The organism is Corallococcus sp. EGB (genome assembly GCF_019968905.1).
Taxonomy (GTDB): domain Bacteria; phylum Myxococcota; class Myxococcia; order Myxococcales; family Myxococcaceae; genus Corallococcus.
The window spans coordinates 822,501-847,496 of sequence record NZ_CP079946.1; the positions used below are offsets into that span (position 1 = coordinate 822,501).

Consider the following 24,996-nt stretch of genomic DNA (forward strand, 5'->3'; position numbering starts at 1 on the left):
CCATGTTCCAGGAACGCACGGCCTTCGAGCCCGACCGGGACTACCGGCTCGCACCCCTCCGGTTCAGCCCGTTGGATGGCAGCCGGTACGTGGTGACCAACGACGTGGGCGAGCACGTGGTGCTCTCGCGCGAACACCTGGTCGCCTTCATCCAGCGCACGCTGTCGCCGGACTCGGCTGCCTACAAGGCGCTCAAGTCCCGGCACTTCATGTTCGACCGCCAGTCCCGCGTGGCGTTGGACCTGCTGGCGCTCAAGTACCGGACCCGGGCCGAACAGCTCGCGGCCTTCACCGGGCTGCACATCTTCGTGGTCACCCTGCGGTGCGACCATTCCTGCCAGTACTGCCAGGTGTCGAGGCAGGTGGAGGACCGCACCCGGTTCGACATGACGCCCGAGCACGCGGAGCAGGCCCTGGCGCTGGTCTTCCAGAGTCCGTCACCCGCGCTCAAGATTGAATTCCAGGGAGGAGAGCCGCTGCTCAACTTCGGGCTCATTCGCCACGTCGTCGAACGTGCCCTGGAGCTGAACAGGACCCACGGCCGCGACCTCCAGTTCGTCATCGCGACGAACCTGTCCCGGCTGTCGGACGAGGTCCTCGCGTTCTGCCGGCAGCACGGCATCTTCCTCTCCACGTCACTCGACGGGCCGGCGTCCCTGCACAACGCCCAGCGTCCGGTGCGCGGAGGAGACAGCCATCAGCGGACCGTGGATGGCATCCGGCGCGCGCGAGAGGTCTTGGGCGAGCACGCGGTCTCCGCGCTCATGACCACCACCCGGACCAGCCTGGACAGGGTGGAGGACATCATCGACGAGTACGTGCGCCTTGGCTTCCACTCCATCTTCCTGCGCAACCTGAGTCCATATGGCTTCGCGGTCCGGCGCAAGGGTGGCCAGGACTATGACGTCGACCGGTGGATCGCCTTCTACACGCGCGGGCTCGCGCACATCCTGAAGCTCAACGCCCGGGGATATCCGCTGCGCGAGGAGTTCACCACCATCCTCCTCCAGAAGCTCTTCTCCCCGAGGGGCTCGAGCTACGTCGACCTCCAGTCGCCCGCGGGCCTGGGCATTGGAGCCCTGGTCTACAACTACGACGGTCACGTCTACGCGTCCGACGAGGGACGCATGCTGGCGGAGATGGGCGACTTCTCCTTCCGGCTGGGCCATGTCGCGCGGGACGGCCACGCGGCCCTCCTGGCGTCGGAGACGCTGCTGTCCCACTTGAGTGACACCATGCCGGAGGGCGTCCCCATGTGCAGCGACTGCGCGTTCCTCCCGCTATGCGGAGCGGATCCCGTCTTCCACCGCGCGACGCAGGGGGACGCCGTGGGCCATAAGGCCTTCAGCGCCTTCTGCAAGAAACAGATGGCGGTCCTCCGGCACCTCATCACGTTGCTGGAGGATGATCCGCCTGCCCGCGAAACCCTGCTGGGATGGTTGTGAATCATGACCCCGGCTCTTTCCACGGTGGGGCTGCGGCCCCTGTCCCGCGCCTCCTCTCATCCGTTCCTGGGGCGCCTCCGAGAGGGCACCGCATCCACGCCAGTCGCGGGGGTGCCTGAAATCCTCCTCGTCCGTGAGCCCCAGGGCGCGCTGCCGTCAGGCTTTCGCGCATACCTGCTGGAGGAGCCGGTTCCGGACGTGAGCGTCCCGGATGCCTATGTGCTGCCCTCCGGCTTTCTTCCGCTCGCGGAAGGAGACGTCGTGCGGGTGGAGCCCTCCAGCGGACGGTTGAGCGCGCTCTACCGGAGGGCCTCCCTTTCCAACAGCCTGCTGGTCACCGAGCGCTGCGACAACTACTGCCTGATGTGCTCGCAGCCTCCGCGCAAGCACGATGACTCCTGGCTGCTGGACGAGCTTCTGGAGCTCATCCCGCTCATCTCCCCGGAGACTCGAGAACTGGGCATCACTGGCGGAGAACCCGCGCTGCTGGGCGAGGGGCTGCTACGGCTCGTGGAGCAGTTGAAGACGCACTTGCCGGGAACGGCGGTGCACATGCTCTCCAATGGGCGGCGTTTCTCGGAGGAGGTCTTCGCCCGGGGCCTGGGGACGCTGAAGCATCCGGACTTGATGGTGGGCATCCCGCTGTACTCCGACCTGCCGGAGGCGCATGACCATGTCGTGCAGGCGCGGGGCGCCTACGATGAGACCCTGCGGGGCATCCTGAACCTGAAGCGGGCGGGCATCCGGGTGGAGCTCCGGGTCGTCATCCATGCCCTCACCCACGAGCGCCTCCCGGACCTGGCGCGCTTCATCGCCCGGAACCTGCTCTTCGTGGACCATGTCGCGCTGATGGGGCTGGAGCTGATGGGCTTCGCGAAGACGAACCTTCCGAAGCTCTGGGTGGATCCGCTCGATTACCAGGAGCCCCTCCGCGCGGCGGTGCGGACCCTGGACCGGGCGGGCATCAACACCTCCATCTACAACCATCCGCTCTGCGTGCTCCCCGCGGACCTCCATCCCTTCGCGCGCAAGAGCATCTCCGACTGGAAGAACGTCTACTTCCGGGAGTGCGAAGGCTGCGCCTTGAAAGAGGCCTGTGGCGGGTTCTTCGCTTCTTCGACGCTGAAGCGCAGCCGGGGGATCGCGGCCGCGCGTCCGTGACGCGCCTGCGCGGCGAGGAGCTCTGCCTGGACTACGGCATCACCTGGTTCGAGACGCACTGAGGCGCCCTCTTCGCGCTGGTGGCTTCAGACCGCGTCCTGGATGTGCTCCAGGTACGTGTTGATGCCGTGCTTGCCATCCACGCCGAACACCTCGCCGTTTCCGGCGGAGTCGAAGGTGTGGAGGGTGGCGCCTGCCGGGTACTGGATGGACGGGCCGCCGTTGAGGATCCCGATGCCCGGAAAGATGCCGGACACGATGCCGCTGACGATGTCCGTCACCGGGTTGAACCCATGCGTGCCCAGCCACGTGGGCACGGGGTCCTGGTTGTTGACGTAGAACGTGTACTTGGGCCCGTCCGGGAACGTCTTGCCCGCGCCCGCGAAGGTCGTGACGTGGATGTTCCCGAGCAGCGCCTCGCGCTTGTCGCGGTTGCCGTCACCGAGGATGGGCAGGTTGCCCCAGAAGCCGCCCATGTCGTTCTTGATGCGGTGATCCACCTCGCGCAGCGCCGTCGCCACGATGGCGCCGCCCTGGCTGTAGCCGGTGACGTTGACCTTCCTGCCGGCCTTCAGGTCGCTGTAGATGGCATCCGCCAGCGTCTGGGCCGCCTTGTTGTCGCCGAGTCCCAGCCGGTCCAGGCCCGTCTGCGTCACGTCCGCGGCCAGCCCCTCCGTGGCGTTGTAGATGGGCACCACGTTGGTGCCCGTCTCGTTCGCCAGCTTCTGGGCCTGGCCCGTGGCGTCTCCGTCGCCCTGCGTCTGCGTGACGATGCCGTTGACGTGGTACGTCGTCGGCGTCGGGGAGGCGATGGGCTTCTCCGGCTTGAACGGCGGTATCTCCGAGATGGAGAACCTGCCCGGCGGATACGCGTAGCCGTCCGCGCCCAGGAACATGCCGTCGTACGTCTTCGGATCCGCGTTCGCGTCGAGCTTCAGCGCGCCGCGCGCCACCTTCGTCGCGTCATCCAGCACCACCGTGCCTGCCTGCACCGTGCCCGTCGTGTTGGACTGGACGGGCGGGAGGCTGGTGGAGGACTGCGCGCGCTTCGCCTCGAAGACGTCCTTCGACGCCGGCGGACGGGCGACCGTGTTCTTCGCCGCCACGGGCCCGGTCTGTCCCTCCAGGGGGCGAGGCGCCACCTTCCGGACTCCGCCTTGACCCACACCGTCGATGGACATGCCCTGGAGCTCCCTGTTCTCGGTTCGAGAAGGGTTATCGGGAGCGGAGAGACAGAGTTGTGTCGGTCAGGACAGAAGGCGGACGTGGATGCCCGGCGTGCGGTGCTCGGCCGCGCGCTCCACGACGCGGCCCAGGCGCAGCAGCAGGTGCTCCTCGTAGGGCCGCCCCGTGAGATGCACGCCCACGGGGAGGCCCGCGCGGTCGAAGCCCGCGGGCACGGAGAGGGCCGGGCAGCCGGTGAGGTTCGCCAGTCGGATGAAGCGCATCAGCGCGTCCACCACCGGCAGGTTCGACTCGCCGGCCGGGAGCGTCGCTTCGGGGATGACGGGCGCGGTGCTCGCCGTCGTCGGCGTGACGATGACGTCCACGTCCGCCATGCGCGCGAGCAGCTCACGCGTCAGCCGGTGCCGGTGCCGCAGCGCGTGAATGAGGTCCGTGGCCCGGAAGTGGCGCCCCAGCGCCAGGTTGGTGCGTGAGTCGAGCCCGAACACGGATACGCGTGCCTTCACCTGCGGCAGCATCGCCTCCGCCATCTCGCTCAGGATGATGCAGCTGTGCGTCCAGAGAATCGTGTTCAGGTCCGGCGCGGGCAGCTCCACCACCGTGGCGCCCGCGCCGGTCAGTGCGCGCACGGACTCCCGGCACCGGGCCACCACGTCCGGATCCGCGTCCTCGAAATACGGCGTGCAGATGCCCAGGCGGACGCCCTTCAACGCGCCGTCCTCGTAGCCCGACAGGTGATGCGGTGGCTGCCCTTGGGCAACGACGTCGTGTCCGTCCGGCCCGGCCACAATCGCATACACCGCCGCGACGTCGTCGACGGTGAGGCCCAGCGGGCCCACGTGCGCCACGTTCCAGCACAGCGGCGGCACGCCCGTCTCCGGGATGCGGCCCCAGGTCGCCTTGAGCCCGACGACGCCGCACAGCGCGGCGGGGATGCGGATGGAGCCGCCACCGTCCGCGCCGATGCTCGCCGGGCACAGCCCCGCCGCCACCACGGCCCCGGAGCCGCTGGAGCTGCCGCCGGTGATGTGGCCCCGGTTCCACGGGTTGCGCGCGGCGCCGTGGTGCGGGTTCAACCCGATGGGGTTGATGCCAATCTCCTGCATGTTGGCCTTGCCCAGGATGACGGCGCCCGCGGCCTTCAGCCGGGCGGCCACCGTGGAGTCGCTCCGGGCCGGCTCGTTGCGGAACGTGGTGCCCAGCGTCGTGGGGAAGCCCGCCACGTCCAACTCGTCCTTGATGACGACGGGCACCCCGTCGAGCACGCTCAGGGGCGCGCCCGCGCGCAGCCGCTCCGCGGACGCCTCCGCCGCCCGCAGCACCTCCTCCGGCTTGTGGGCGATGAAGAGGCCCAGCCGGTCCGCGCCGGTGTCCAGCCGCTCAATCGCTTCATGGGCCCTCCGCGTCACGGCCACCGGATCCGTGCGCCCATCGCGGTAGGCGCGAGCGAACGCCGCGACCGTCTCCCGCTCCTGTGTCACGGGCGACGCGGCGACCGCGCGCGCTGCCTGCTCCACCGGTGTCTGTGATTCGGTGGCGGGCGCACCCGGGGACAGCGGGTACTGGACGGGCGGGGCATCCCCGGCGGACAGCGAGCGCCACGCTTCGATGCCGCTGTCCCGCATCAACTTCTCCACCAGCGCGGGGCCCACGCCGCCCCGCTCCAGCGTGTTGACCATCGCCTTGAGGGCCATGCCTGAGAGTCGCGGAGCCTTCACCGGAGCGCGTCGGTAGGTCATGGCGGACAGCCTACCGCCGCGTCGCGCATGCACGCAGGCCGCGTCCCCATGGAACGCGTCCGGACGCACCGGCGCAGGAGCGCGCTTGTGTCCGGTACGCGGCATATCGTGTGCACCGACCGTCGAGCATGCACGCGCGCCGCAGGTGGTCGCTGGACGCAGATGGCTCGGCTTGGGCTCCCCGGCTCTGGGGGATGCTGCTGTGTCTCGCTCTGTTCCTGGCCCCGCGTGCGGGAGCGACGGAGGCACCGCCCACGGCCGGGCCTCGCAAGGTCTATGTGAGCTTCGCCCTGTCTGGCTTGAGCGGCGTGGACGACGTCAACGAGACCTTCGACGCGGACTTCTACATGCGGCTGCGCTGGTACGACCCCACGCTCGCCCACGCGCCGCTCGGGAACCTGGACACGCCACCCGCGTGGCGCCCGAACCTGGAGATCATCAACGCCAAGAGCGTGTCCAAGCAGCTCGAGGAGGACACCTATCAGCTGGTGGCGCCGGGCGTCGTGCAGACGGTGAACCGCTACCGGGTCACGCTCGCGAGCAAGCTGGACCTGCGCCGCTTCCCCTTCGACGCACAGGAACTGCCCGTCCTCATCGAGGACTTCCAGCACTCCAAGGAGGAGCTGGTCCTGGTCCATGAGAAGGTGGGGACGCAGCTCCAGGGGGCGGAGTCGCTCGCGGAGTGCAGCGCCCCGCTCCATGGCGACGACGTCCTGGAGCTGGCCTCCAGCGGTCCGTCGGAGTGGGAGCTCCATGGGATCCGCGTGGGCACCGGGGCGCACCGCTACACCTTCTTCGATGACGTGGGCTACTCGCGCTTCAGCATCACGCTCCACGTCGAGCGGCGTCCCCAGTACTACGTCTTCAAGCTCATCCTGGTCCTGCTGCTGCTCGTGCTGGCCCCGTGCGTGGTCTTCTTCCTGGACCCGGAGAACCTGGGCGAGCGCAGCGGCATCTGCATCACCGCGCTCCTGGCGGTCATCGCCCACAACTACATCGCCTGCACCGTGCTGCCGCGCATCGCCTACCTGTGCGTGATGGACTACTTCATGTTCGGGGGCCAGGCGGTGCTGTTCCTCATCGTCGCGGAGAGCCTCTGCGTGCACCAGGTGGTCAAGCGCACCCAGGGCACGGAGCACGAGGCCCGCGCCCTGCGGCTCACCCGGCAGCTGGATCGCATTTGTCTGTATTCCATTCCCTCCGCGCTGCTCCTGGCGGGGACGGCCATCTACATGCTGTATGCCTGAAGGAGAGCCCATGCACCCCCATGACAAGCCCTTGCAGCCCGTCGTCGAGGAGTTGAAGCAGCTCATCGCCCGGAATGGTTGGGAGGGCCGCTTCTCCCAGGCCATCAAGGATGCCCGGCACTACCAGATCCCCACCCTCCGCCACATCGAGAGCCTGGACGATTATCTCCAGTGGATGAGCCGCCTGCTGGAGTGGGTGCCCACCGAAACGCCCAACGGCCGTCACGTCTACAATCACATCTGCGAGTTCTATTTCTTCCTGGACCAGAAGCCGGTGCGTGAGCTCCAGAACCACATCACCCCGAGCCGGCAGGCACCGGAGTTGACGGAGCTCTCCCGGTGGATGGTGTCCTACGCCAACGCGTGGGGGCGCTTCCTCGACACGCCCGAGTCGCTCACGCCGGAGTCGCTGCGCACGTTCTATGACTCACCGGCGTACAACATGGCCGAGTACATGCCGGCGCCCAGCGGCTGGAAGACCTTCAACCAGTTCTTCGCGCGCAACTACAAGCCGGGGATGCGGCCCATCGCGTCCATCGGGGATGACCGGGTGATTGTCTCACCGGCGGACTCCACCTTCGTGGGCTGGTGGCAGATCAACGAGCAGTCCACCATCACGGTGAAGAACCTCACCTGGTCCGTGATGGAGCTGTTGGAGGGCAGCCCCTACCGTGAGCGGTTCCGGGGCGGCGTCTTCATGCACAGCTTCCTCAACACGACGGACTACCACCGCCTGCACGTGCCGCTGCCCGGCCGGGTGCTGGAGTCGCGCGTGATTCACGGTCAGGTGTACCTGGACGTCGTGGCGAAGCCGGAGGCGGACGGGACGCACCGGCTCCACGCGGCGCGCCGGATGGACGCCGAGGACGGCACGGGCTACCAGTTCGCGCAGGCGCGCGGCCTGCTGGTGCTGGACACGCCCACGGGTCTGGTGGCGGTGCTGCCCATTGGCATGGCGCAGGTGTCCTCCGTGGTGATGACCGCGGAGCCCGGCAAGACGCTGCACAAGGGCGAGGAGTTCGCCTACTTCCAGTTCGGCGGCTCGGACATCGTCGTGCTGTTCGAGGCCTCCAGCAGCGTGGGGCTGACGGCCCGGCCCAACGTGCACTACAACCAGGGCAGCTGGATTGGTCAGGCCTTCCCCTGAGCGTCAGCGGTGCTTGGGGGACGGCGGCACCTCGGTGTCGAAGATCTTGTCCGACCCCGGCTTGCCAAACACCATCGTCTCATGGGTTGGCGGGAAGACGACGCCCGGGACATGCACGCCGGACGCCTCCCAGTAGTGCCCGGAGGCGTCCGTCGGGAGCACGAGCTTGTCTCCCAACGCGCGCGAGGCCGCCTGGAGCACCTCGTCGCAGGTCCGGCAGGGCGTCTTCACGCCGCCGATGAAGGCGGGGGTCGCCTCGCTCAACAGCCCCCGCGCGTCCAGGTCCATGAGCACCGGGTAGAACAGCTGCTCCGCGTGGATGTCCTTCTTCGTGAAGGTCCCCCGGCCTTGCTCCGGCACGACCAGGTAGACGCGGCCCGAGGCCACCATGAGCGCCGCCCAGTCCGTGTAGTCGCCGCCGTTCTTCGTGATGGTGAGCAGCTCGTGGTTCGCGCACTCCAGCGACGCGCGCAGCTGCTTGAAGATGTACTTCCATGGTGTAGAGCAGCGTGCAGAGCCGCCGCATGAAGGAGTTGGGGCCCAGCTCGCGGTAATCCCAGACGGCGTCGCGGCTGACGACCTTCGCGGCGTTCACCACCGTGGGCGCGGACTGGCTCAGGCAGGGATAGCTGATGCCGTTGACCGTCTCCCGGTGGGTCAGCTGGGGCTTGTGGTCGTCGAGCGACACCACCCGGCCCGTATGGGTGGTCGTCGTCAGCGGGTCCTGGTCGTTCTTCAGCGCCCCGGACTTCGTGTCGTAGTCCACCCGCCGCTTCTTCACCTTCGAGGCGCCCGCGGACGCGTGATACATTGCGTGGTGTGATGAGTCCGCGCCGCCGAATTCTCTCCCTCGCCCTGTGTCTGCTGGCGGCCGCCACTGGTTGCAAGAAGGAGGCGCCCGCCGCGCTGTCCAAGCCCACCATCGGGCTGGTGCTGGGGCTTGGAGGCCGGGGCGACCACGCGTTCAACGACTCCGCCCTGCGTGGGCTGGAGCTGTGGGCCGCGGGAGTGAAGTACGAGAAGGCTGGATACCAGGATGCCACCGCGTCCGAGCGGCAGGCCTCGCTGGCCCCGGACCTGGCGTCGCGGGGGGAGATGGGCCCGCTGGGCGTCACGCCGGTGGTGCTCCAGAGCCGCGTGGCGGAGGACTACGAGCCGAACCTCCAGCTGCTCGCGGAGCAGCGCGTGTCGCTGGCGATGGGCGTGGGCTTCATGCTGGAGAACGCCGTGGAGGCGGTGGCCCGGCGCAATCCCTCACTGTCCTTCCTGTTGGTGGACAGCCCGCTGTTGGACGCGCAGGGCCGGGTCATCACGCTGCCCAACGTGCGCACGGTGGTGTTCCGCGAGGAGGAGGGCTGCTTCCTCGCGGGTGCGCTGGCGGGGCTCGTCACGAAGACGGGCCGGGTGGGCATGGTGGGGGGCATGAAGATTCCCCTGGTGCAGCGCTACGAGGCGGGCTTCCGCGCGGGCGTGGCCGCGACGAACCCGAACGCCACGGTGCTGGTCAACTACACCGGCAGCTTCACCGACTTCGCCCTGGGCAAGCAGGTGGGGCAGGACCTGCTGCTCAAGAACACGGACGTCGTCTTCGCGGCGGCCGGCGTGGACGGCCTGGGCGCCATCCAGGCCGTGAAGGAGGCGCGCGAGGCGGGCAAGGTCGTGTCTGTGATTGGCGTGGACTCCGACCCGTCCCATCTGGCGCCGGAGGCGGTGCTGGCCGCCGTCGTGAAGCACGTGGACCTGGTGGTGTACGAGACCATCCGCGAGCAGCGCCAGGGGCGCTTCCAGGGCGGCAATGTCTCGCTCGGCTTGAAGGAAGGGGGCATGGGGCTCTCGCCCGTGCGGTTGGACTTCCCCGGCAAGGAGGAGGCGCTGCGCACGGTGGAGGCGCTGAAGGCCCGCATCATCTCCGGGGCGCTGAAGGTGCCCACGCAGGTGGTCCCCGCCGGGACGGCGGGCGCCAATCCCTGAACAGAGGCCCTGCTCGCACAGGTCGAACGGCGGCAAGCCGGTGCAGTGCGGCTGCCTCAAGGACCGCTTCGGGCTCTCCTGGTGGATCATCCCCACCTAATACTCCGGCAGCACGAACCCGGTGGCCGCACGGGTGACGAGCTTCTCGAAGACTCGCTCCAGGGGCTTCGTGGCGAGCAGCCGATAGAGGTGATTGCGCAGGAACAGGCTGGCCCGCGTGCGAGGCGCGAAGAAGCCGCCCACGTGGCTCGCGCCTGCCTGGCATTTCATTGCGTAGGGCCGGAGCCGGGCCTCGAATCGCGCGAAGGCCCGGGTGTGCGCGCCTGGATGTGTGAGCAGCTCCCCGGCGAGCACGTACGCGCCCACCATGGCCATGGGCGTGCCCTGTCCTCCCAGCGTGCCGCCCCAGGCCGCGTCTCCCAGCAGGACCACGCGCCCGTGTGAATAGCGCGGGAGCCGGACGGAACTGACGGCGTCGAAGTAGAGGTCCTCTGCCTCGCGCAGCGACTCCAGGAGCCGTGCTGTCCGCCAACCGGCTCCCGCGAAGGCTGCCGACACCGCTTCGCGCGCCACGGCCGGGGAACGCTCCTGGAGGCCGAGGGGCGCGCCGGAGAATACGAACAGCGCGCGGGCTTCGTCGTCGGCGCGGGCGCTGGTGATGCACACGCCGCGGCCGGGCTCGCTGTAGATGACGCCTCGCTGCCGCAGGCCGAGCACGTTCGGCAGCGTGCACCCCACGACGCGGAAGCCGTGGTGCTTCATGTGACCTTTCACCTCACCGAAGACGCGTGAGCGCACGTTCGAACGCAGGCCATCCGCGCCCACCACCAGGTCGAAGCGCTGGGGGGCGTGGTGCTCGAACTCGACCTCCACGCCCTCGGGCGTCTCGTGGAGCGCGGTGGCGCTGTCCCCGAAGCGGTACTCCGCCTGCTCGCGGGTGCGCTCGTGGAGCAACTGGCAGAGGTCGCCGCGCTGAATCTCCACGTCGCCGCTCATCATCAGCGCGGGCAGCTCCGCCAGCGTCCGGCCGGTGGCGTCGACGAAGGACTGCGTGCCCAGACGCGTCCGCCGTTCGTGGATGGCCTCCCACAACCCCATGCGCTCCAGCACGGCGCGGTGCACGGGCCCCCGGAAGTCGACGGCCTGTCCGCCGGTGCGCAGCGCGCGGGCGCGTTCGATGACGGTGACCCGCCAGCCTCGCCGGGTGAGCCACCATGCGAGGGACGGGCCTGCGATTCCTGCTCCAGCGATGAGGACGTGGGGTCGGGTCATGGTGCGTACGCTGTACGCATGTGCCTGCCTCCACAACGGGACCGCTGATGATGTTGCCGGGTGTGCTAGCTCAGGCGGGACGCTCGGGGCAGGGGCTGTGCCCACGAGGCTTCTGTACTAGTACACCAGGGCATGGCCCTCGCTCCGTATCAACGCATCGTGGACGACGTGAAGCGGCAGGTGCGCACCGGCGCATTGCGGCCCGGTGACCGCTTGCCCTCCACGCGGGAGCTGGCCCGGCGGTGGAAGGTCGCGCTCGCGACGGCGGCGCACGCGTTGCGGACGCTGGCGCAGGAGGGCGTGGTGAAGGCCGTGCCGCGCGTGGGGACCATCGTCGCCGGAGGTCCGTCCCGGACCGCGGCCACACGGGGCGCGGCGGACCTGACGCGCGAGCGCATCGTGCGCGCGGCCATCTCCGTGGCGGATGACGAAGGCCTGCCTGCGCTGTCCATTCGCGGGGTCGCGGCGAAGCTGGGGCTGCCGGTGATGTCGCTCTATCGCCATGTGGCGAGCAAGGACGTGCTGCTCTTCATGATGGCGGAGGTCGCCTTCGCGGAGGAGCCACTGCCGGCGAAGCCACCGCCCGGGTGGCGCGCGCAATTGGAGCTGGCCGCGAGGCTGGAGTGGCGCGTCTTCAAGCGCCATCCGTGGCTCGCTCGGGTGGTGAACCTCACCCGGCCCCAGCCGCAGGAGAACGCGCTCGCGTTCGCGAACTGGGTCATGCGGGCACTGGAGGAGACGCGGCTCCCGGCGCAGGAGGCGATGCGCGTCCACGTGCTGCTCCACGCATTCGTGCAGGGCATCGCGGTCAACCTCGAGTCCGAGGCGGACGCCGTCGCGCAGTCCGGCATGAACGACGAGGAGTTCATGCGGCGCAACCTGGACCACTTCACGCGTGTCGCGACGTCAGGCCGCTTTCCGCACTTCGAGAAGGTGCTGGTCGGCCTGCGCCCGGGGTTCGACCTCGACTTCGACGAGCTGTTCGAGCTGGGGTTGCGCGTGTGGCTCGACGGGCTGGAGGCACGGCTCGCGAGGCGGCACGGACGCTGAGCCGGAGGCTCACGGCTCGCGGCGCTCCATCTCCGCGAACCAGTCGAAGAGCGGGCGCGTGGGACCGCCCAGCCGCGCCACCGCATCCTCCAGCGCGTCCTGGTTGGCCCAGATGATGTCCGCGTCGCCGTGCTGGCCCACCAGGTCCAGGATGAAGTGGCAGAAGAGGCCGCCGTCGCGCGTGGCGGCGAAGCCATACGAGCGGCATGACAGCGGCCGGTGCGCGTAGACGCGGCACGCTCCTGTCTCCGGGTCCAGCAGCGGGCAGGTGTACGGGCGGGCCTCCTGCCGGGCCATGGCGTCGACGCGCGTGCGGAGCTCCTCCAGCGCTTGGGTGGGGAGCAGCCGGAGCCCTTCTTCCAGGTAGCTCCACTCCAACTGGGTGATGGGGAGCGGTGCGGCCAGGTGGCGGCAGCAGTGGTCGCACCCTCGTCGGCAGGGCCACCAGTCGTGGGTGCCGGAGATGTCCGCCGCACGCGTCTCCACGCGTGCGTAGAGGGCCTCCAGCGCGCGGCGCGCTTCGTCGGGCGTGCTCATCGGAGCGTCCTTCTATCGCTCCGCCGGCACCGGCGCATCCCTCCTCCCAAAGCCAGTCGCGTGAAGGAGATGACAGGCATTCCTCGTGGCGCTTTCGAGAGGGACCGCGCGAGGGATGTCCCACCTCGCCGACGCATCGAAAACCCGGAGTGCGCGACACCCTCGGACCGGAGTAGACACACGGCATGTCCGACCTGCTCGACAGCGGCGTGCGCCAGGGCGCCGAGGTGCGCTGCCCCGGGTGCATCCGCTTCATCCCCCCTGACGCCGCATGCCCGCACTGCCTCTGCGGTGCCGTCCCCCCGGAGCGCTATGGCTCCGCGCGGGCGCTGTTCAAGTCCGGCGTGGACCGCTTCGCCCTGGCGGCGCGCACCGCCGCGCTGGAGCCCGCCCAGGTGGCCGTGCTGGAGGCGCGCTACGCACGGCAGTGGGGCGCGGTGCTGCGCCTGTCCGAGGACGTCCGGCGCATCGAGCCCCACCTCATCCAGCGCGGCTTCGTGCGGGAGCTGGAGGACGCGTGGGCGTTGATATTGCCCATCGAGGAGGCATCCCTGGAGGAGATGCTCGCGCCCTTCAGCCCCATGCCGGACTCGCTGGAGTGGCTGGCGAACAAATCCCCGGATCCGACCCTTCGCCTGCTGGCCTCGCTCGCCTGCGTGCACACGGGCGCCTGGTCGCGGGAGGCCCGCTTCTCAGTGAGCAACCAGCTGCTGCACGGCGAGGGCCGCGTGGCGGTGGAGGCCATGCTGGCGATGACCCGCTGGCGCAACGGCCTCTCTCCGCGCCTGAGCACCGAGGAGCGCGAGCGGATCCGCAGCCTCGCCCTGGGCGTGCTCCATGTGCCAGAGCTGTCCGCGCGCGCCGCGGTCGCCTGGACACGGGCGTCGCATGAGGTGGCGCCAGCGAATGTCTCCGAAGCGCTGCACCGGGGCTTGTATGGCTCCGACCCTGACGTCCGCTTTGAGTGCGCCCTGTGTCTTCGCGACGAGATGGAGGTCGCCCGGTCGCTGGACTCCTCCGGCGAGGATGTCGCCGCCTTCGCGCGGCGCACCTTGAGCGAGTGGGGCTCGCGGCAGGTGCTCACGCGGCTGCAACGCGACGGAGACGCGGCCTTCGCGAAGGAGGTCCTCCGCGCGCTCCCCTCGCCGCCTCCGGAAGGTGCCCTGGAGGCATTGCTCGCCGTGTCGCTGCGCACGGTCGGATCGCTCGCGATGGAGCTGCTCTCCTTCGCGAAGCAGCGCTCCTTCCGGGAGTGGGGATTGGAGGACCAGCGGCCTTGGGCGCGCTGGGCGCGCTCGGCGCTGGGCGACCTGCCCGCGAAGACCGCGCTCGACTTCTTCGGCTGGGCCGCCACGCCTCCCCGCGACGACCCCGAGCCTCCCGAAGAGGAGGAGTCCGAGGCGATGTGGGCCTTCCTGGAGGAGGCCGTGCACGCCATCGACCGGGGCACGGCGAAGGACCGCGCCGCGTGCTTCGAGGACTCCGCGTTCGCGCGCTTCCTCCTCCACTCGGGCGTGGATGAACAGCGGCGGCTGAACGACTGGGCCCGTGACCCGGACAGCGGCGAGGCCTTGCTGGATGCACTGCTCGCGTTCCCTTCGCGGGCCCGGAGCCTGGGCGTCGTGGCCGAGCCCCGGAGCACGCAGAAGCACCCCGACCCCGGACATCCCGGCCGGCTGCTGATGGCCGTCTGGGAGGGGCCTGGACAGCACCTCCTGGTACCGCCGCTGTCGCGCCGGGCGCGCTCCTGGCGCTCGACCTTCGGCAGCGAGCTGCTCGTGGAGGCCGTGTGGCGGCGCTTCCAGTCCCATCCCGCCGAGCGCGGAGACCTGCTCACCGCGTTCGCGGGCTGGCGCGACCTCCTGTGGGAGCACCAGTGCGAGGTGGAGCCGGACGCCCTGACGCGCTTCCAGAGGTGGTGGCGCGTGGATCCGGAAGGGCTCTACCGCCAGACAGAGCAATTGCTCTACAACGCCCCGGTGGAGGCGCTGCCCCGGAGGCTGCGCGCGCTCTGGGACGCGGCGGAGGAAATGGTGGGCACGCGCCCGCGCACCGCCTCCCTCTCCGTGTCGAAGGGCGCCATGGCCCTGCGCAACGGACTGGAGTCCCACCACGCCCAGGTCCTCCAGGTCCTGGACGCGGAGCTGGAGCACTTCGAGTCATGGCTCCCCGCCTTCGAGCAGCGCGTGCGCGCCACCCCGTCCCCGCCGGAGGAGTCGAACGTCCACCGCGACTTCCTGGACGACACGCATGATGCGCTGCGGATGATGCGCGAGCGCCGCGAGCGCAGGCGTGAGGAGCAGGAGCGCGAGCGGCAGCGTGAAATCGACCGACAGGTGGCCGAGTCCCGCCGCCGCGACCAGGAGCGCCAGAGGGAGCTCCAGCGTCGCGCCGCGGAGGAGCTCCAGGCCCGGCAGGCCGCGGAGCGTGAGCAGCAGGAGACGCTCGCCCGCGTGGAGGCGCAGCGGCTGCTGGTGACGCTCCAGCCCCGCGTGCCGCCCAAGCCCGTGGACCTCGAGGTGGTCTTCCCGGAGTCCGCCTTCCCCACGCTCGTGGACTACGCGCGGATGATCAAGGCGATGCAGAAGGGCGGGGACGTGATGAAGCTCTTCGACACGCTGGGGCTCACGCCCGTCACCTGGGCCGCGCAGGCGAACGCCTGGGGCCAGGCGATGGTGGGCCGCATGGAGCTGGGCATGCGCTTCGGGGAGCTGCTGACGGCGCCCTGGGAGTGAGGTCCCCGGGCGCCTGGAGTGCGGCCCTGTCGCGCTACTGCGCGGTGGCGCCGCCGTCGAGGACCATCTCCGCGCCGGTCATCAGCTTGGACTCGTCCGACGCCAGGTACACCACGGCGTTGGCCACGTCGTCCGGCTCACCGAAGCGGCCCGCGGGGATGCCCTTGAGCATGCGCGCGCGCGTCTTCTCCGCGTTGCCGCCCGCCTGGGCCAGCGCCTCCACCATGGCGGTCTCCACGTAGCCGGGGTGGATGGAGTTGCAGCGGATTCCATAGCCCTTGTACGCGCAGTGCAGCGCCACGGACTTGGACAGCATGCGCACGGCGGCCTTGCTGGAGCAGTACGCGGGGAACTGCGGAACGCCCACGAGCCCCGCGATGGACGAGATGTTGATGATGGAGCCCTGGGCCCCGCATTCCCTCATCACGCGGATGCCGTGCTTGCAGCCCAGGAACACGCCGTCCAGGTTGACCGAGTGCACGAACCGCCACTCGTCCAATGACATCTCCTCGATGTCCTTCACGATGCCCATGCCGGCGTTGTTCACGAGCACGTCCAGCCGCCCGAACTTCTCCACCGTGCGCGCCAGCGCGCTCACCCACTGGTCCTCGCGGGTGACGTCCAGCGGGAGGAACAGACCGGCGTCGCCCAGCTCCTCGGCCACCGCGCGGGCCTCACCCTCGCGCCGGTCGGTGACCACCACCTTCGCGCCCTCGCGCGCGAGCATCCGCGCGGACGCGGCACCCAGGCCCCCCGCACCGCCAGTCACCAGGGCCACCTTGCCTTCGACTCGCTTCATGGTCGTCGTTCCTTCATGTGCGCGGCGGGTGCTTCACGCCGCGGGGTTGGGGGTGAGCAGGATCTTCCCGTTGCGGCCCGGCTCCAGCGCGCGCTTCACCGCGTCCTGGATGCGCTCCAGCGGATAGGTGCCGTCCACGGGCGCCTGGAGCGTGCCCACGGCCATCAGCTCCGCGAGGCGCGCGAGCGTGGCGTTCTGCTCCTCGCGCGGGGCGTCGCGCAGCCAGCGCGTCAGCCAGAAGCCGCGCAGGGTGACGTCCTTGAAGATGCTGGCCGCCGCGGACAGCTGGGGGCCCTTGCCGCTCATGGCGCCGTAGTTCACCAGCATGCCGCCCGTCGAAAGACAGTCGCCCAGGCGCCGCGAGGACTCGCCGCCCACCGCGTCGATGCCCAGCCGCACCTTCGCGCCGCCGGTGGCCGCGCGCACCTGCTGCGGCAGCTCGTCCGTGTCCAGCAGCACCGCGTCCGCGCCCTGGGCCTTGAGCTCGTCGGCCAGCTCCTGGCGGCGCACGACGTTGACGGTCTTCACGCCCATCACCTGGGCCAGGGTGATGAGGTAGCGGCCCACGGCGGAGTTGGCGGCGTTCTGCACCACCCACTCTCCGGGCTGGAGCGTCACGAACTGGCGCAGCATCAGGTAGGCGGTGGGCGGGTTGATGAGCAGCATGCTCGCCTGGAGCAGGTCCAGGCCCGGCGGAACGGGCAACAGCTGCGCGGCGGACGCGGTGAGGTGGGTGCGCCAGGTGCCGGCGCCCAGCGGGAGGAACACCCGGTCGCCCACGCTCACTGCGTCGGAGCCGGACACCTCCACCACTCGGCCCACGCCCTCGTTGCCGGGCGTGGCGGGCAGCTTGGGCAGCACGCCGTATTCGCCGGAGAGGGTGAGCAGGTCGGAGGGGTTGATGGGCGTCGCGAGCACGGCCAGCCGTGCCTCGCCGGGCTTCAGCGGCGCGGGGGGCTCCTCCACCACCTGGACGACGTCGGAGGGCGGCCCGAAGGCCGAGAAGCGCACTGCTTTCATGGCATTGCTCCCGCGCTGTGATGGCGGCGCCACCCTAACCGCCTTCCGCCCTGCTGCCGAGCGTGCGCTTTCGCGCCACTCGCGGTGTGCATCCACTGGTGGATGGATCGACTCCGCCTGCACGGCCGCCCCGAGGGTGCGGCGCTCTGTCTACCGCCGGACGCGGGGGAAGGGAGCCTGCCGGACGTCGACGATCAGGGCCTCGCCATGACGGTGGGGGCTGCACAGGTTCTGAAATGGACCCCTCGGTGGGGCGGGTGGGGATGGGCGAGGAGGGCGAGTGTGAGCAACGTGCACCACGAAGGGGCCCTGGCCGGGCTGGGAACCGCCGTTGGGGAGGGGCTTGGCAAGACACCGTGCGTCTGGAGACGCAGGCTGCTCACGGTGCTCAAACCCCTCTTCGCGCTGGGGGGCCTGGGGATGCTGGCGACCCTGGTGCACAAGGCTGGCGCGGGTGAGCTGAAGACGACGCTCGCCCAGGCGCTGCCGCTGCTCCCCTGGGTGGTGCTCATCGAACTGGGACGGCAGACATGCGACGCCACGGCGACGCGGCTGTCCTACGGCGCGCGAGCAGGGCAGGTACCGTTGTCGGTGCTGGTGCGAGCGCAGTTGATTGGAACCGCGGTGTCGAGCATGGCGCCCGCGGGCCGTGCGGCGGCGGAGGCGACGAAGGCCACGCTGCTGACGCCGTACACGGGAGGCGCATGCGCGACGGCGGCGGCGGCCACGTCGCAGTCCGCGTCATTGGGTGCGGGAGGGCTCATCTCCTTCCCATGCGCGCTGGCGGCGTACGTGATGACGGGGTGGAGTGCGTTCACGGTGGCGATGCTGGTGCATGGCTGCGTGTTGCTGCTCGCGTCCTTGGGAGTGCGAGCGGGGCTGCGGGCGAAGCGGCTGGGCGCGTGGATGCGCAGGCGGTGCGGCAAGTGGGGCACGCACGCGGAGACCTTCCAGGCGTCGGTGTGTGCAGGAGGGCTGTGTCCCTGGCGGCCGATGCTGGCGTTCCTGAGCAGCCGCGCGTTGCAGGTGATGCAGTACGCGGTGCTGGCGCACGCGGTGGGCATCGACGCAACGGTGGTGCAGGCGCTGTTCACGCAGGGGCTCTACCTGGTGGCGCTGGCGATGGGCTCGCTGGTGCCCGGGCAGGTGGGCGTGACGGACGGGATGTTCTCGCTGGCGGCGGGGGCGATGGGGACGACTGCGGCGAAGGCGATGTCCATCGCGCTGCTCGCGCACACGGTGCAGGCGGTGTTCGTGCTGGTGGGGGCGCTCACGCCGCTGGTGTGGCGCGCCAGGGCGAAGGTGACGACCGCCACGCCGGTGGGGCCGCCCGTGCTGCCCGCGCCGGTGTACCGCTAGGTCCTGGTCGCCGGGGCCCGGCGCTCGGACGCCTCGCGAACGAGCCAGTCCCGAAACGCCACCAGTTCGGGAGCGTGGCGCACTCGGGCCTGTAGACGACGTAGTTGGCGAGCGCGGAGGGGAACTCGACCTCCGGGAACAGGCGCACCCGCCGTCCGGCCGCGAGGTCGTCATGCGCCATGATGCTGCGGGCCAGCGCCACGCCCTGTCCGTCGATGGCCGCCTGCAGCACCGACGCGGAGTTGTTGATCCGCAGGCCCCGCTGCGACTCGACGTCCTTCGCGCCCGCCTTTTCGAGCCAGGCATCCCACGTGGCGAAGCCCAGGCGCGCATCCACGGACCGGTCGTGGATGAGCCGTAGGCCGCGCAGGTCCGACGGCCGACGCGGACGGCGGCCCTGCCGGAGGAGCGCCGGAGAGCAGACGGGATAGACCTCCTCTTCGAGGAGTTTCTCCGCGGCCAGCCCGGGCCAGCTCCCCGCTCCGTAGCGCACGCCGATATCCACCTCGCGCGCGGCGAAGTCGAGCAGCTCGGTGGACGCGTCGAGCCGCACGTCCAACTCTGGCCAGGCGGCCTGGAACCGCTCGAGGCGTGGCAGGAGCCACTTGGCCGCGAAGGCGGGGCTGACCGTCACGGTCAGTACACCGGTCGACGGGCCCTCCTTCAGCCGCGCGACGCCGACGCTCAGCCGCTCGAACCCCGCGCGGATGTCCGGCAACGCCCGCTGGGCCGCTTCGGTGAGGACGAGCCGCTTCCGTCCGCTCGTACCCCGGTGGAACAGCCGCGCGCCGAGCGCCTCCTCGAGGCTTCGCACGAGCTGTCCGGCCGCCGCCGGGGTCACATGAAGCTCGGCGGCCGCGCCGGAGAAGCTCTCGTGCCTGGCGCTCGCTTCAAAGGCACGCAAGGTATTGAGGTGTTCGGGTGCACTCATGGGCGGTCAAGGTTTCCTTTGTCCGAAGCCAAGAACATCTCGTTTGCGACGCCGGATGCCCGGGCGCATGAATCCTTTCGCCAGCGCGATAGCTCATCTTTCACGTAGCGCGGACGTCAAGACAGAGGAAACCCCCATGGCCTGCCTGCCAATCACTCTTCAGATTCCTCCCGCCAATCGCCCCGCGGCCGTGGGCGTGTACCAGCGCTACAAGGCGCCCTTCCTCGAGAAGATCTCCGGCGCGAAGTCGAAGGACCTGCTCGTCCGTGACGAGGATGTGCAGGTGCTCCACGGATTCGAGACGACGCAGCAGGCCCGCGCCTACCTCAAGACCGACCCGTTCACCGCCGATGTCGTGACCGCGCTGAAGCCGCTCCTCGACGCCGCCCCGGACGTCCGGATCTATCAGGCCGCATGAGGCGCTCTGCTGAGTGCGCGATTCACCCAGCAGCAGCGCATGAGTCATCCGCGAGGAGGACGGGCGGGCCGTCGTCATCGGGCATCGAGACGACAATCTCCAGGCCGCCTGGCCGGAGTTGGGCGTGTGGGACGCGCGGAGGATGTCGCGCGGACCCTTGCCCATGTGTAGTCGAACGCAGTGACGCGGAAGAGGCGAGGTTTCGGAGGATGCTGACGATGATAGGAGCACGCTGATGGATGAGCTGGTGAACCACGCACCGTTCCTTCGCGTCCTGCACGGGGCCCCGCGGCTGCTCACCGAGGGTTCCGTGGTCGAGCGCCTGCGCCGCCACCCCGCGGGGCTGCTGGATCCGCACGTGGCCAACGCAGGACTCCTCTTCCGTCCGGAGGGACGCGAGGCGCTCGCCAGCATCTATCGCGACTACCGCGACATCGGCCTGCGCCATGGCCTGCCCACGCTTCTTCTCACCCCCACCTGGCGCGCGAACGCGGAGCGGCTCGCGCGCGCGGGGCTCGCCGGCCGCGACGTTTTCGGCGAAGCGGTAGGGCTGCTCGCGGGCCTGCGAGAGGAAGTGGGCAGCCGGGGAGAGGGCATCTTCATCGGCGGGCTCGTCGGGTGTCGCGGAGATGCCTACCGGCCCGAGGAGGCCCTCCCAAGTGATGCAGCCGTGGCCTTCCATGCGCCCCACGTGGAGGCGCTCGCGAACGCCGGGGTGGACTTCCTCGTGGCCCAGGCGCTGCCGGCCCTCTCGGAGGCCGAGGGCCTCGCCCTGGCGATGGCGCGCACGAAGACGCCGTTCCTGTTGAGCTTCGTCCTCCGTCCCACCGGGACGCTGCTCGACGGAACCCCACTGGCCGAGGCCGTGGGGCGCATCGACGCCCTGCCCGGCGCACGTCCGACCGCGTACATGGTGAATTGCGTCCACCCCTCCGTCTTCCGCGAGGGCCTGTCGCGCCAACTGGCCGCCTCGCCCGTCCTCGGTGCGCGGGTGATGGGCCTACAGGCCAATACCTCCCGCCTCTCGCCCGAAGAGCTCGATGGACGCGCGGAGCTCGACAGCGAAACCCCGGAAGCGTTCGCGCGAGAGATGGCCCGAGTCCATGCGGAGCTCGGCACGCGCGTGCTCGGCGGGTGTTGTGGCACCGACGAGCGTCACATCGCCGCGCTCGCTCGAGCCCTGACAGAAGGAGTGCCAGGCACCCGGCAGCCGTGACGTCCTGTTCGGGGTGAGCTGCCTGGCCATGATGCACATGGCATGAATCCACCTCGTCCTAGCCCACAGCATCCGTCAGCCAGGGCCACGGTCTCCGGACCTGATTTCTGCTGCCATGAGAAGGTGAGAGCCCCCGTGGGGACACCCCGGCGGCGGCGAACTCCAGAAACCTGTCCGACAGTCGGACAAGTTTCGGAGGGCCGCGGTCGGTCTCTTGGCTCATCCAGGTGGAGGAAACCTGTCCGACAGTCGGACAAGTTTCGGAGAACCGTGGCTGCGGACCGCCTTCTCCGCGCGGCGGAAGCCTGTCCGACAGTTGGACAGGTTCCTGGCGAACCGTGGTCGGGGCCCTCCTCCAGCCGAGCAGCGGAAACCTGTCGGACAGTCGGACAGGTTCAGTCGGACAGGTTCCTGGCGAACCGTGGTCGGGGGCCTCGGCTACATCCGGGTGGGGGGAACCTGTCGGACAGTCGGACAGGTTTGGAGGACCGTGGTCGGGGGCCTCCGCCCAGCCGCGCAGCGGAAACCTGTCGGACAATCGGACAGGTTTTGGAAGAACGTGGTCGGGGGGCCTTCGCTTCCGTCGGGCCTCAAGAACCTGTCGGACAGTCGGACAGGTTTGGAGGACCGTGGTGGGGGAGACCGACTGCTTCAGGGCGGCGCGAACCGGTCCGACAGTCGGACAGGTTTTCGAGGACCGTCGCCGGAGGCCTTCGCTCCCGTCTGGAAATGGAGCCCGTCGGACAGGTTTGGAGGAGGGCCGTGTCGGACCGGTGATGTACAGAAGGGATGTTCGGGGGACTCAGGCCGGTCGCACCTGGACCGGTGTCCCGCTGAAGGCGGCGTTGCCGCTGACGACGTCCAGCGCCTGATCATCCGTGAGGTCGTTGATGCTGGCGCCCGCGTGCGCGCTGGCGACCTGTTGGCGGATGCCGGGGCGCTGGTGGCCGTAGCCGTGCGGCAGGCTGACGACGCCGGGCATCACATCGGGGGTGACCGCGACGGGCACGGTGACTTCGCCGACCCGTGAGCGGATGGTGGCGTTCGCGCCTTCGGTGAGGCCCAGGCGTGAAGCGTCGTCCGGGTGGACCATGAGCGTGCAGCGAGGACGGCCCTTCACGAGCCCCGGCACGTTGTGCATCCACGAGTTGTTGTCACGCAGGTGCCGCCTGCCGATGAGTAGCAGCTCGCCCTCGCGAGGTGCCGCGTCGTCCGGGAACGCGGCGCGGAGCCGGGCCACGTCCGCGACGAACAGCTCCGGTGCCAGCTGGATGCGCTTGGAGCGGTTGCGGAGCCGGCCGGGCAGACTGGGCTTCATCGGTCCCAGGTCGATGCCGTGCGGCGAGGCGCGAAGCTTCGCGAGCGAGAGGCCGGACTTCTTGAGCGGATGGAAGCGCGAGCCATAGGGCCCCATGCGAAGGCCCAGGTCGAGGAGGCGCTCCGGTCCCATCCGCTTGAGGGCCTGGTACTGGAGCAGCGCGCGAATGCTCCGTCCCTTTCGCAGGGTCTCCAGCCGGTGCTGGAGTTCCAGGAGGATCTCCCAGTCCTGGCGCGCGTCCGGACCCGCGGTGAACACCGGAGGCGAATACTTCGCCGTGTTGCGCACGGCGAGCACGTGGAAGACGAGGTCGTAGTGTCCGCGCTCCAGCAGCGACGCGGGAGGCAGGATGTAGTGCGCGTGGCGGGTGGTCTCGTTGAGGTACGGATCCACGCTCACCATGAAGTCGAGCTGTCCCAGCGCGGCGTCCAGCTGCGTGCCATTGGGTGTGGACAGCACGGGGTTGCCGGCCAGGGTGAAGAGCGCGCGGATGCGGCCCTCGCCCGGAGTGAGGATCTCCTCAGCGAGCGCCGCGACGGGAAGCTCCCCGGAGGACTCCGGCAGTCCCCGGACCCGGCTCTTCCAGCGGCCATGGCTGCCAGGGCCGACGCCGAACGCACGCGGCCCTCCGATGAGGTCAAAGGCAGGAAGGGTGAAGAGGGCGCCGCCCTCGCGGTCCAGGTTGCCGGTGACGATGTTCAGGACGTTGATGAGCCATTGGCAGAGCGAGCCAAACGGCTGCGTGGACACGCCGACGCGCCCGTAGCAGACAGCCCCGTCCGCGGCGAGGAAGTCCCGGGCGATGCCGCGAAGCACGTCCGGTGCAATGCCCGTGTGCGAGGCCGTGCGCTCCGGAGGGAAGTCACGGACGAGCGGGAGCACGGTGTCCAACCCATCCACGAATGCCGCGAGCCGTCCCATGCGGTGCGCGTTGCCCTCCAGCACGACATGCAGCAGGGAGAAGAGGGCGAGCGCATCGGTGCCGGGCCGGACGAACACGTGCTGGTCGGCGATGGCAGCCGTCTCGGTGCGGCGAGGGTCGATGACGACGACCTTTCCACCGCGCTCCTGGATGGCGCGCAGCCGGGCGCGCACGTCGGGCGTGGTCATCAGGCTGCCATTGGACGCGAGCGGGTTCGCGCCCAGGACGAGCATGTATCGCGTGCGGTCGATGTCCGGGATGGGCACCAACAGCTGATGCCCGAACATGAGGTGGGCCGCGAGCTGGTGGGGGAGCTGGTCGACAGAGGTGGCGGAGAACCGGTTGCGCGTGCGTAGCGCGCGAAGGAGCTGGGGGCCGAACATCATCGCGCCCAGGTTGTGCACGTTGGGATTGCCCAGGTACGCGCCCACGGCGTTGGGTCCATGCTCCTTCTGGAGGGCATGGAGCCGCTGCGCGATGTCGCGGAAGGCGTCCTCCCAAGACACTCGCTCCCATCCGGAAGCGGTGCGCTTCATGGGATGGCGGAGCCGGTCCGGATCCTCGTGCAGGTCGCGCAGCGCCACGGCCTTGGGGCAGATGTGGCCCCGGCTGAACGGGTCCTCCGCGTCCCCCTTGATGGACGTGATGCGCCCATCCGCCACCTCGATGCGCACGCCACACATCGCTTCGCAAAGATTGCAGGTGCGGAAATGGACCTGGGCCGGCGTGGAAGCGCTCATGGACGAGAGCCTACGCCGGCTCCTTCCAGAGTGGGACCGCTGGATGACAGACTGTTCCCCACGATGGCTTTCCTAGACGTGGATGTCCACGACGCCGAGGTCACGGGCGTGCGGATGGACCGGGAGAAGATGTTCCTGCAACTGGAGCTGGCGCTGCGGACTGGTGAAAAAGCTCGGGTGGATTTTGCCTGCGCCTGCGAGTGGTCACTCTCGCGCTTCCAGCGGCAGAACGTGCTGTTCGACATTCACGAATGGAAGGCAGGGAACGCCGCGACCGCTGAACGCTGCAGCAGCCTGGGACTGGACGCGTACTGGACGCAGCGGGTGCTGGCGGATGCGTTCACCCTGTATGAGGTGGCGCCCTCCGTGGGCGTTGGCGGATACGTCCTGGCTTGCTCCGCGACGGTGATTCGCTCCCCACTCGCGAGGGCAGCCGCATCGCATCCAAATGTCTTCGATCTCCTGGAGAGCATTCGAAAGCGCCCTGGGATGTATTTGGGCGGAGATGACTCGCAGCGGGTCTTGCTGTTGCGGAACCTGGAACATCTCCTGTCCGGGTATTCGCTCGCGCTGGGGGCTCATGGAGCTCCCGAAGCAGGCTTCAGGTTCCTCTGGAACTTCGCGGACTATCTCAGTGAGACGAGAGGCTGGAGCGCATCCTGTGGACCCATCTCCATGATCGTGAAGGCGGGCAGACGCAAACACGATGTGTGGACGCTGTTCTGGAAACTCGTGGACGAGTACCGCGAGTCACTGAGGGGCTGAGAAAAATTTAACGATTCTA

At 69.5% G+C, this 24,996-nt stretch carries 21 protein-coding genes; 12 read left to right on the forward strand and 9 right to left on the reverse strand.

Features of this window, described 5'->3' with window-relative positions; translation table 11 throughout:
- Positions 1-2: 2 nt before the first annotated feature.
- On the forward strand, positions 3-1,445 hold the full coding sequence (hxsB, locus tag KYK13_RS03480) for a His-Xaa-Ser system radical SAM maturase HxsB (protein ID WP_223641931.1): 1,443 nt from the start codon (positions 3-5) through the stop codon (positions 1,443-1,445).
- A gap of 3 nt (positions 1,446-1,448) precedes the next feature.
- Positions 1,449-2,606: a His-Xaa-Ser system radical SAM maturase HxsC gene (hxsC, locus tag KYK13_RS03485; RefSeq protein WP_223641933.1), complete on the forward strand. Its 1,158-nt coding sequence runs from the start codon at positions 1,449-1,451 to the stop codon at positions 2,604-2,606.
- Positions 2,607-2,692: 86 nt separating this feature from the next.
- On the opposite strand, the gene KYK13_RS03490 is transcribed toward hxsC, so the two are convergent.
- Together KYK13_RS03490 and KYK13_RS03495 are read right to left on the reverse strand one after the other, a co-directional pair.
- Positions 2,693-3,748, reverse strand: coding sequence for a hypothetical protein (locus KYK13_RS03490; protein ID WP_223641935.1), 1,056 nt, complete (start codon positions 3,746-3,748; stop codon positions 2,693-2,695).
- 105 nt (positions 3,749-3,853) lie between these two features.
- Positions 3,854-5,530 (reverse strand): amidase, encoded by a 1,677-nt coding sequence (locus KYK13_RS03495; RefSeq protein ID WP_223641937.1) that lies wholly within the window; start codon positions 5,528-5,530, stop codon positions 3,854-3,856.
- Between the two features lie 194 nt (positions 5,531-5,724).
- On the opposite strand from KYK13_RS03495, the gene KYK13_RS03500 reads away from it, so the two are divergent.
- Together KYK13_RS03500 and KYK13_RS03505 are read left to right on the forward strand one after the other, a co-directional pair.
- Positions 5,725-6,777, forward strand: coding sequence for a hypothetical protein (locus KYK13_RS03500; RefSeq protein ID WP_223641939.1), 1,053 nt, complete (start codon positions 5,725-5,727; stop codon positions 6,775-6,777).
- A gap of 10 nt (positions 6,778-6,787) precedes the next feature.
- Positions 6,788-7,924, forward strand: coding sequence for a phosphatidylserine decarboxylase (locus tag KYK13_RS03505; protein ID WP_223641941.1), 1,137 nt, complete (start codon positions 6,788-6,790; stop codon positions 7,922-7,924).
- A gap of 3 nt (positions 7,925-7,927) precedes the next feature.
- On the opposite strand, the gene KYK13_RS03510 is transcribed toward KYK13_RS03505, so the two are convergent.
- Positions 7,928-8,314 (reverse strand): hypothetical protein, encoded by a 387-nt coding sequence (locus KYK13_RS03510; protein WP_223641943.1) that lies wholly within the window; start codon positions 8,312-8,314, stop codon positions 7,928-7,930.
- 242 nt (positions 8,315-8,556) lie between these two features.
- Between KYK13_RS03510 and KYK13_RS38785 the strand changes: the two genes are divergently transcribed.
- Positions 8,557-8,685 (forward strand): hypothetical protein, encoded by a 129-nt coding sequence (locus KYK13_RS38785; protein ID WP_255654179.1) that lies wholly within the window; start codon positions 8,557-8,559, stop codon positions 8,683-8,685.
- Between the two features lie 61 nt (positions 8,686-8,746).
- The gene (locus tag KYK13_RS03515; protein WP_223641945.1) at positions 8,747-9,895 is read left to right on the forward strand and encodes a BMP family protein; all 1,149 of its coding nucleotides are present in this window, start codon (positions 8,747-8,749) and stop codon (positions 9,893-9,895) included.
- Between the two features lie 96 nt (positions 9,896-9,991).
- On the opposite strand, the gene KYK13_RS03520 is transcribed toward KYK13_RS03515, so the two are convergent.
- Complete coding sequence (locus KYK13_RS03520) at positions 9,992-11,167, reverse strand: FAD-dependent oxidoreductase (protein ID WP_223641947.1); 1,176 nt, start codon at positions 11,165-11,167, stop codon at positions 9,992-9,994.
- A 132-nt stretch (positions 11,168-11,299) separates the two neighbouring features.
- Between KYK13_RS03520 and KYK13_RS03525 the strand changes: the two genes are divergently transcribed.
- The gene (locus KYK13_RS03525) at positions 11,300-12,217 is read left to right on the forward strand and encodes a TetR/AcrR family transcriptional regulator C-terminal domain-containing protein (RefSeq protein ID WP_223641949.1); all 918 of its coding nucleotides are present in this window, start codon (positions 11,300-11,302) and stop codon (positions 12,215-12,217) included.
- Positions 12,218-12,226: 9 nt separating this feature from the next.
- Here KYK13_RS03525 and KYK13_RS03530 read toward each other — a convergent pair whose 3' ends face one another.
- Positions 12,227-12,754, reverse strand: a complete 528-nt coding sequence (locus tag KYK13_RS03530; RefSeq protein WP_223641951.1) for a YkgJ family cysteine cluster protein — start codon at positions 12,752-12,754, stop codon at positions 12,227-12,229.
- A gap of 185 nt (positions 12,755-12,939) precedes the next feature.
- Between KYK13_RS03530 and KYK13_RS03535 the strand changes: the two genes are divergently transcribed.
- Positions 12,940-15,489, forward strand: coding sequence for a hypothetical protein (locus KYK13_RS03535; RefSeq protein ID WP_223641953.1), 2,550 nt, complete (start codon positions 12,940-12,942; stop codon positions 15,487-15,489).
- Between the two features lie 34 nt (positions 15,490-15,523).
- Here the strand turns inward: KYK13_RS03535 and KYK13_RS03540 are convergent, their stop codons facing one another.
- Together KYK13_RS03540 and KYK13_RS03545 are read right to left on the reverse strand one after the other, a co-directional pair.
- On the reverse strand, positions 15,524-16,288 hold the full coding sequence (locus KYK13_RS03540; RefSeq protein WP_223641954.1) for a glucose 1-dehydrogenase: 765 nt from the start codon (positions 16,286-16,288) through the stop codon (positions 15,524-15,526).
- A 33-nt stretch (positions 16,289-16,321) separates the two neighbouring features.
- Complete coding sequence (locus tag KYK13_RS03545; protein ID WP_223641956.1) at positions 16,322-17,308, reverse strand: zinc-dependent alcohol dehydrogenase family protein; 987 nt, start codon at positions 17,306-17,308, stop codon at positions 16,322-16,324.
- 282 nt (positions 17,309-17,590) lie between these two features.
- Between KYK13_RS03545 and KYK13_RS03550 the strand changes: the two genes are divergently transcribed.
- Positions 17,591-18,667 carry a lysylphosphatidylglycerol synthase domain-containing protein gene (locus KYK13_RS03550; RefSeq protein WP_223641958.1) on the forward strand — a complete coding sequence of 359 codons (1,077 nt, stop codon included), beginning with the start codon at positions 17,591-17,593 and terminating at the stop codon, positions 18,665-18,667.
- Here the strand turns inward: KYK13_RS03550 and gcvA are convergent.
- Positions 18,579-19,598, reverse strand: coding sequence for a transcriptional regulator GcvA (gene gcvA, locus KYK13_RS03555; protein WP_223641960.1), 1,020 nt, complete (start codon positions 19,596-19,598; stop codon positions 18,579-18,581). The genes KYK13_RS03550 and gcvA overlap by 89 nt on opposite strands.
- Before the next feature lie 136 nt (positions 19,599-19,734).
- On the opposite strand from gcvA, the gene KYK13_RS03560 reads away from it, so the two are divergent.
- Complete coding sequence (locus KYK13_RS03560) at positions 19,735-20,016, forward strand: hypothetical protein (protein ID WP_223641962.1); 282 nt, start codon at positions 19,735-19,737, stop codon at positions 20,014-20,016.
- Between the two features lie 235 nt (positions 20,017-20,251).
- Positions 20,252-21,232: a homocysteine S-methyltransferase family protein gene (locus tag KYK13_RS03565; RefSeq protein WP_223641963.1), complete on the forward strand. Its 981-nt coding sequence runs from the start codon at positions 20,252-20,254 to the stop codon at positions 21,230-21,232.
- A gap of 802 nt (positions 21,233-22,034) precedes the next feature.
- On the opposite strand, the gene KYK13_RS03570 is transcribed toward KYK13_RS03565, so the two are convergent.
- Positions 22,035-24,212: a molybdopterin oxidoreductase family protein gene (locus tag KYK13_RS03570; RefSeq protein WP_223641965.1), complete on the reverse strand. Its 2,178-nt coding sequence runs from the start codon at positions 24,210-24,212 to the stop codon at positions 22,035-22,037.
- 78 nt (positions 24,213-24,290) lie between these two features.
- Here KYK13_RS03570 and KYK13_RS03575 point away from each other — a divergent pair, with 78 nt between their 5' ends.
- Positions 24,291-24,977, forward strand: a complete 687-nt coding sequence (locus tag KYK13_RS03575) for a hypothetical protein (protein WP_223641967.1) — start codon at positions 24,291-24,293, stop codon at positions 24,975-24,977.
- Positions 24,978-24,996: the final 19 nt, after the last annotated feature.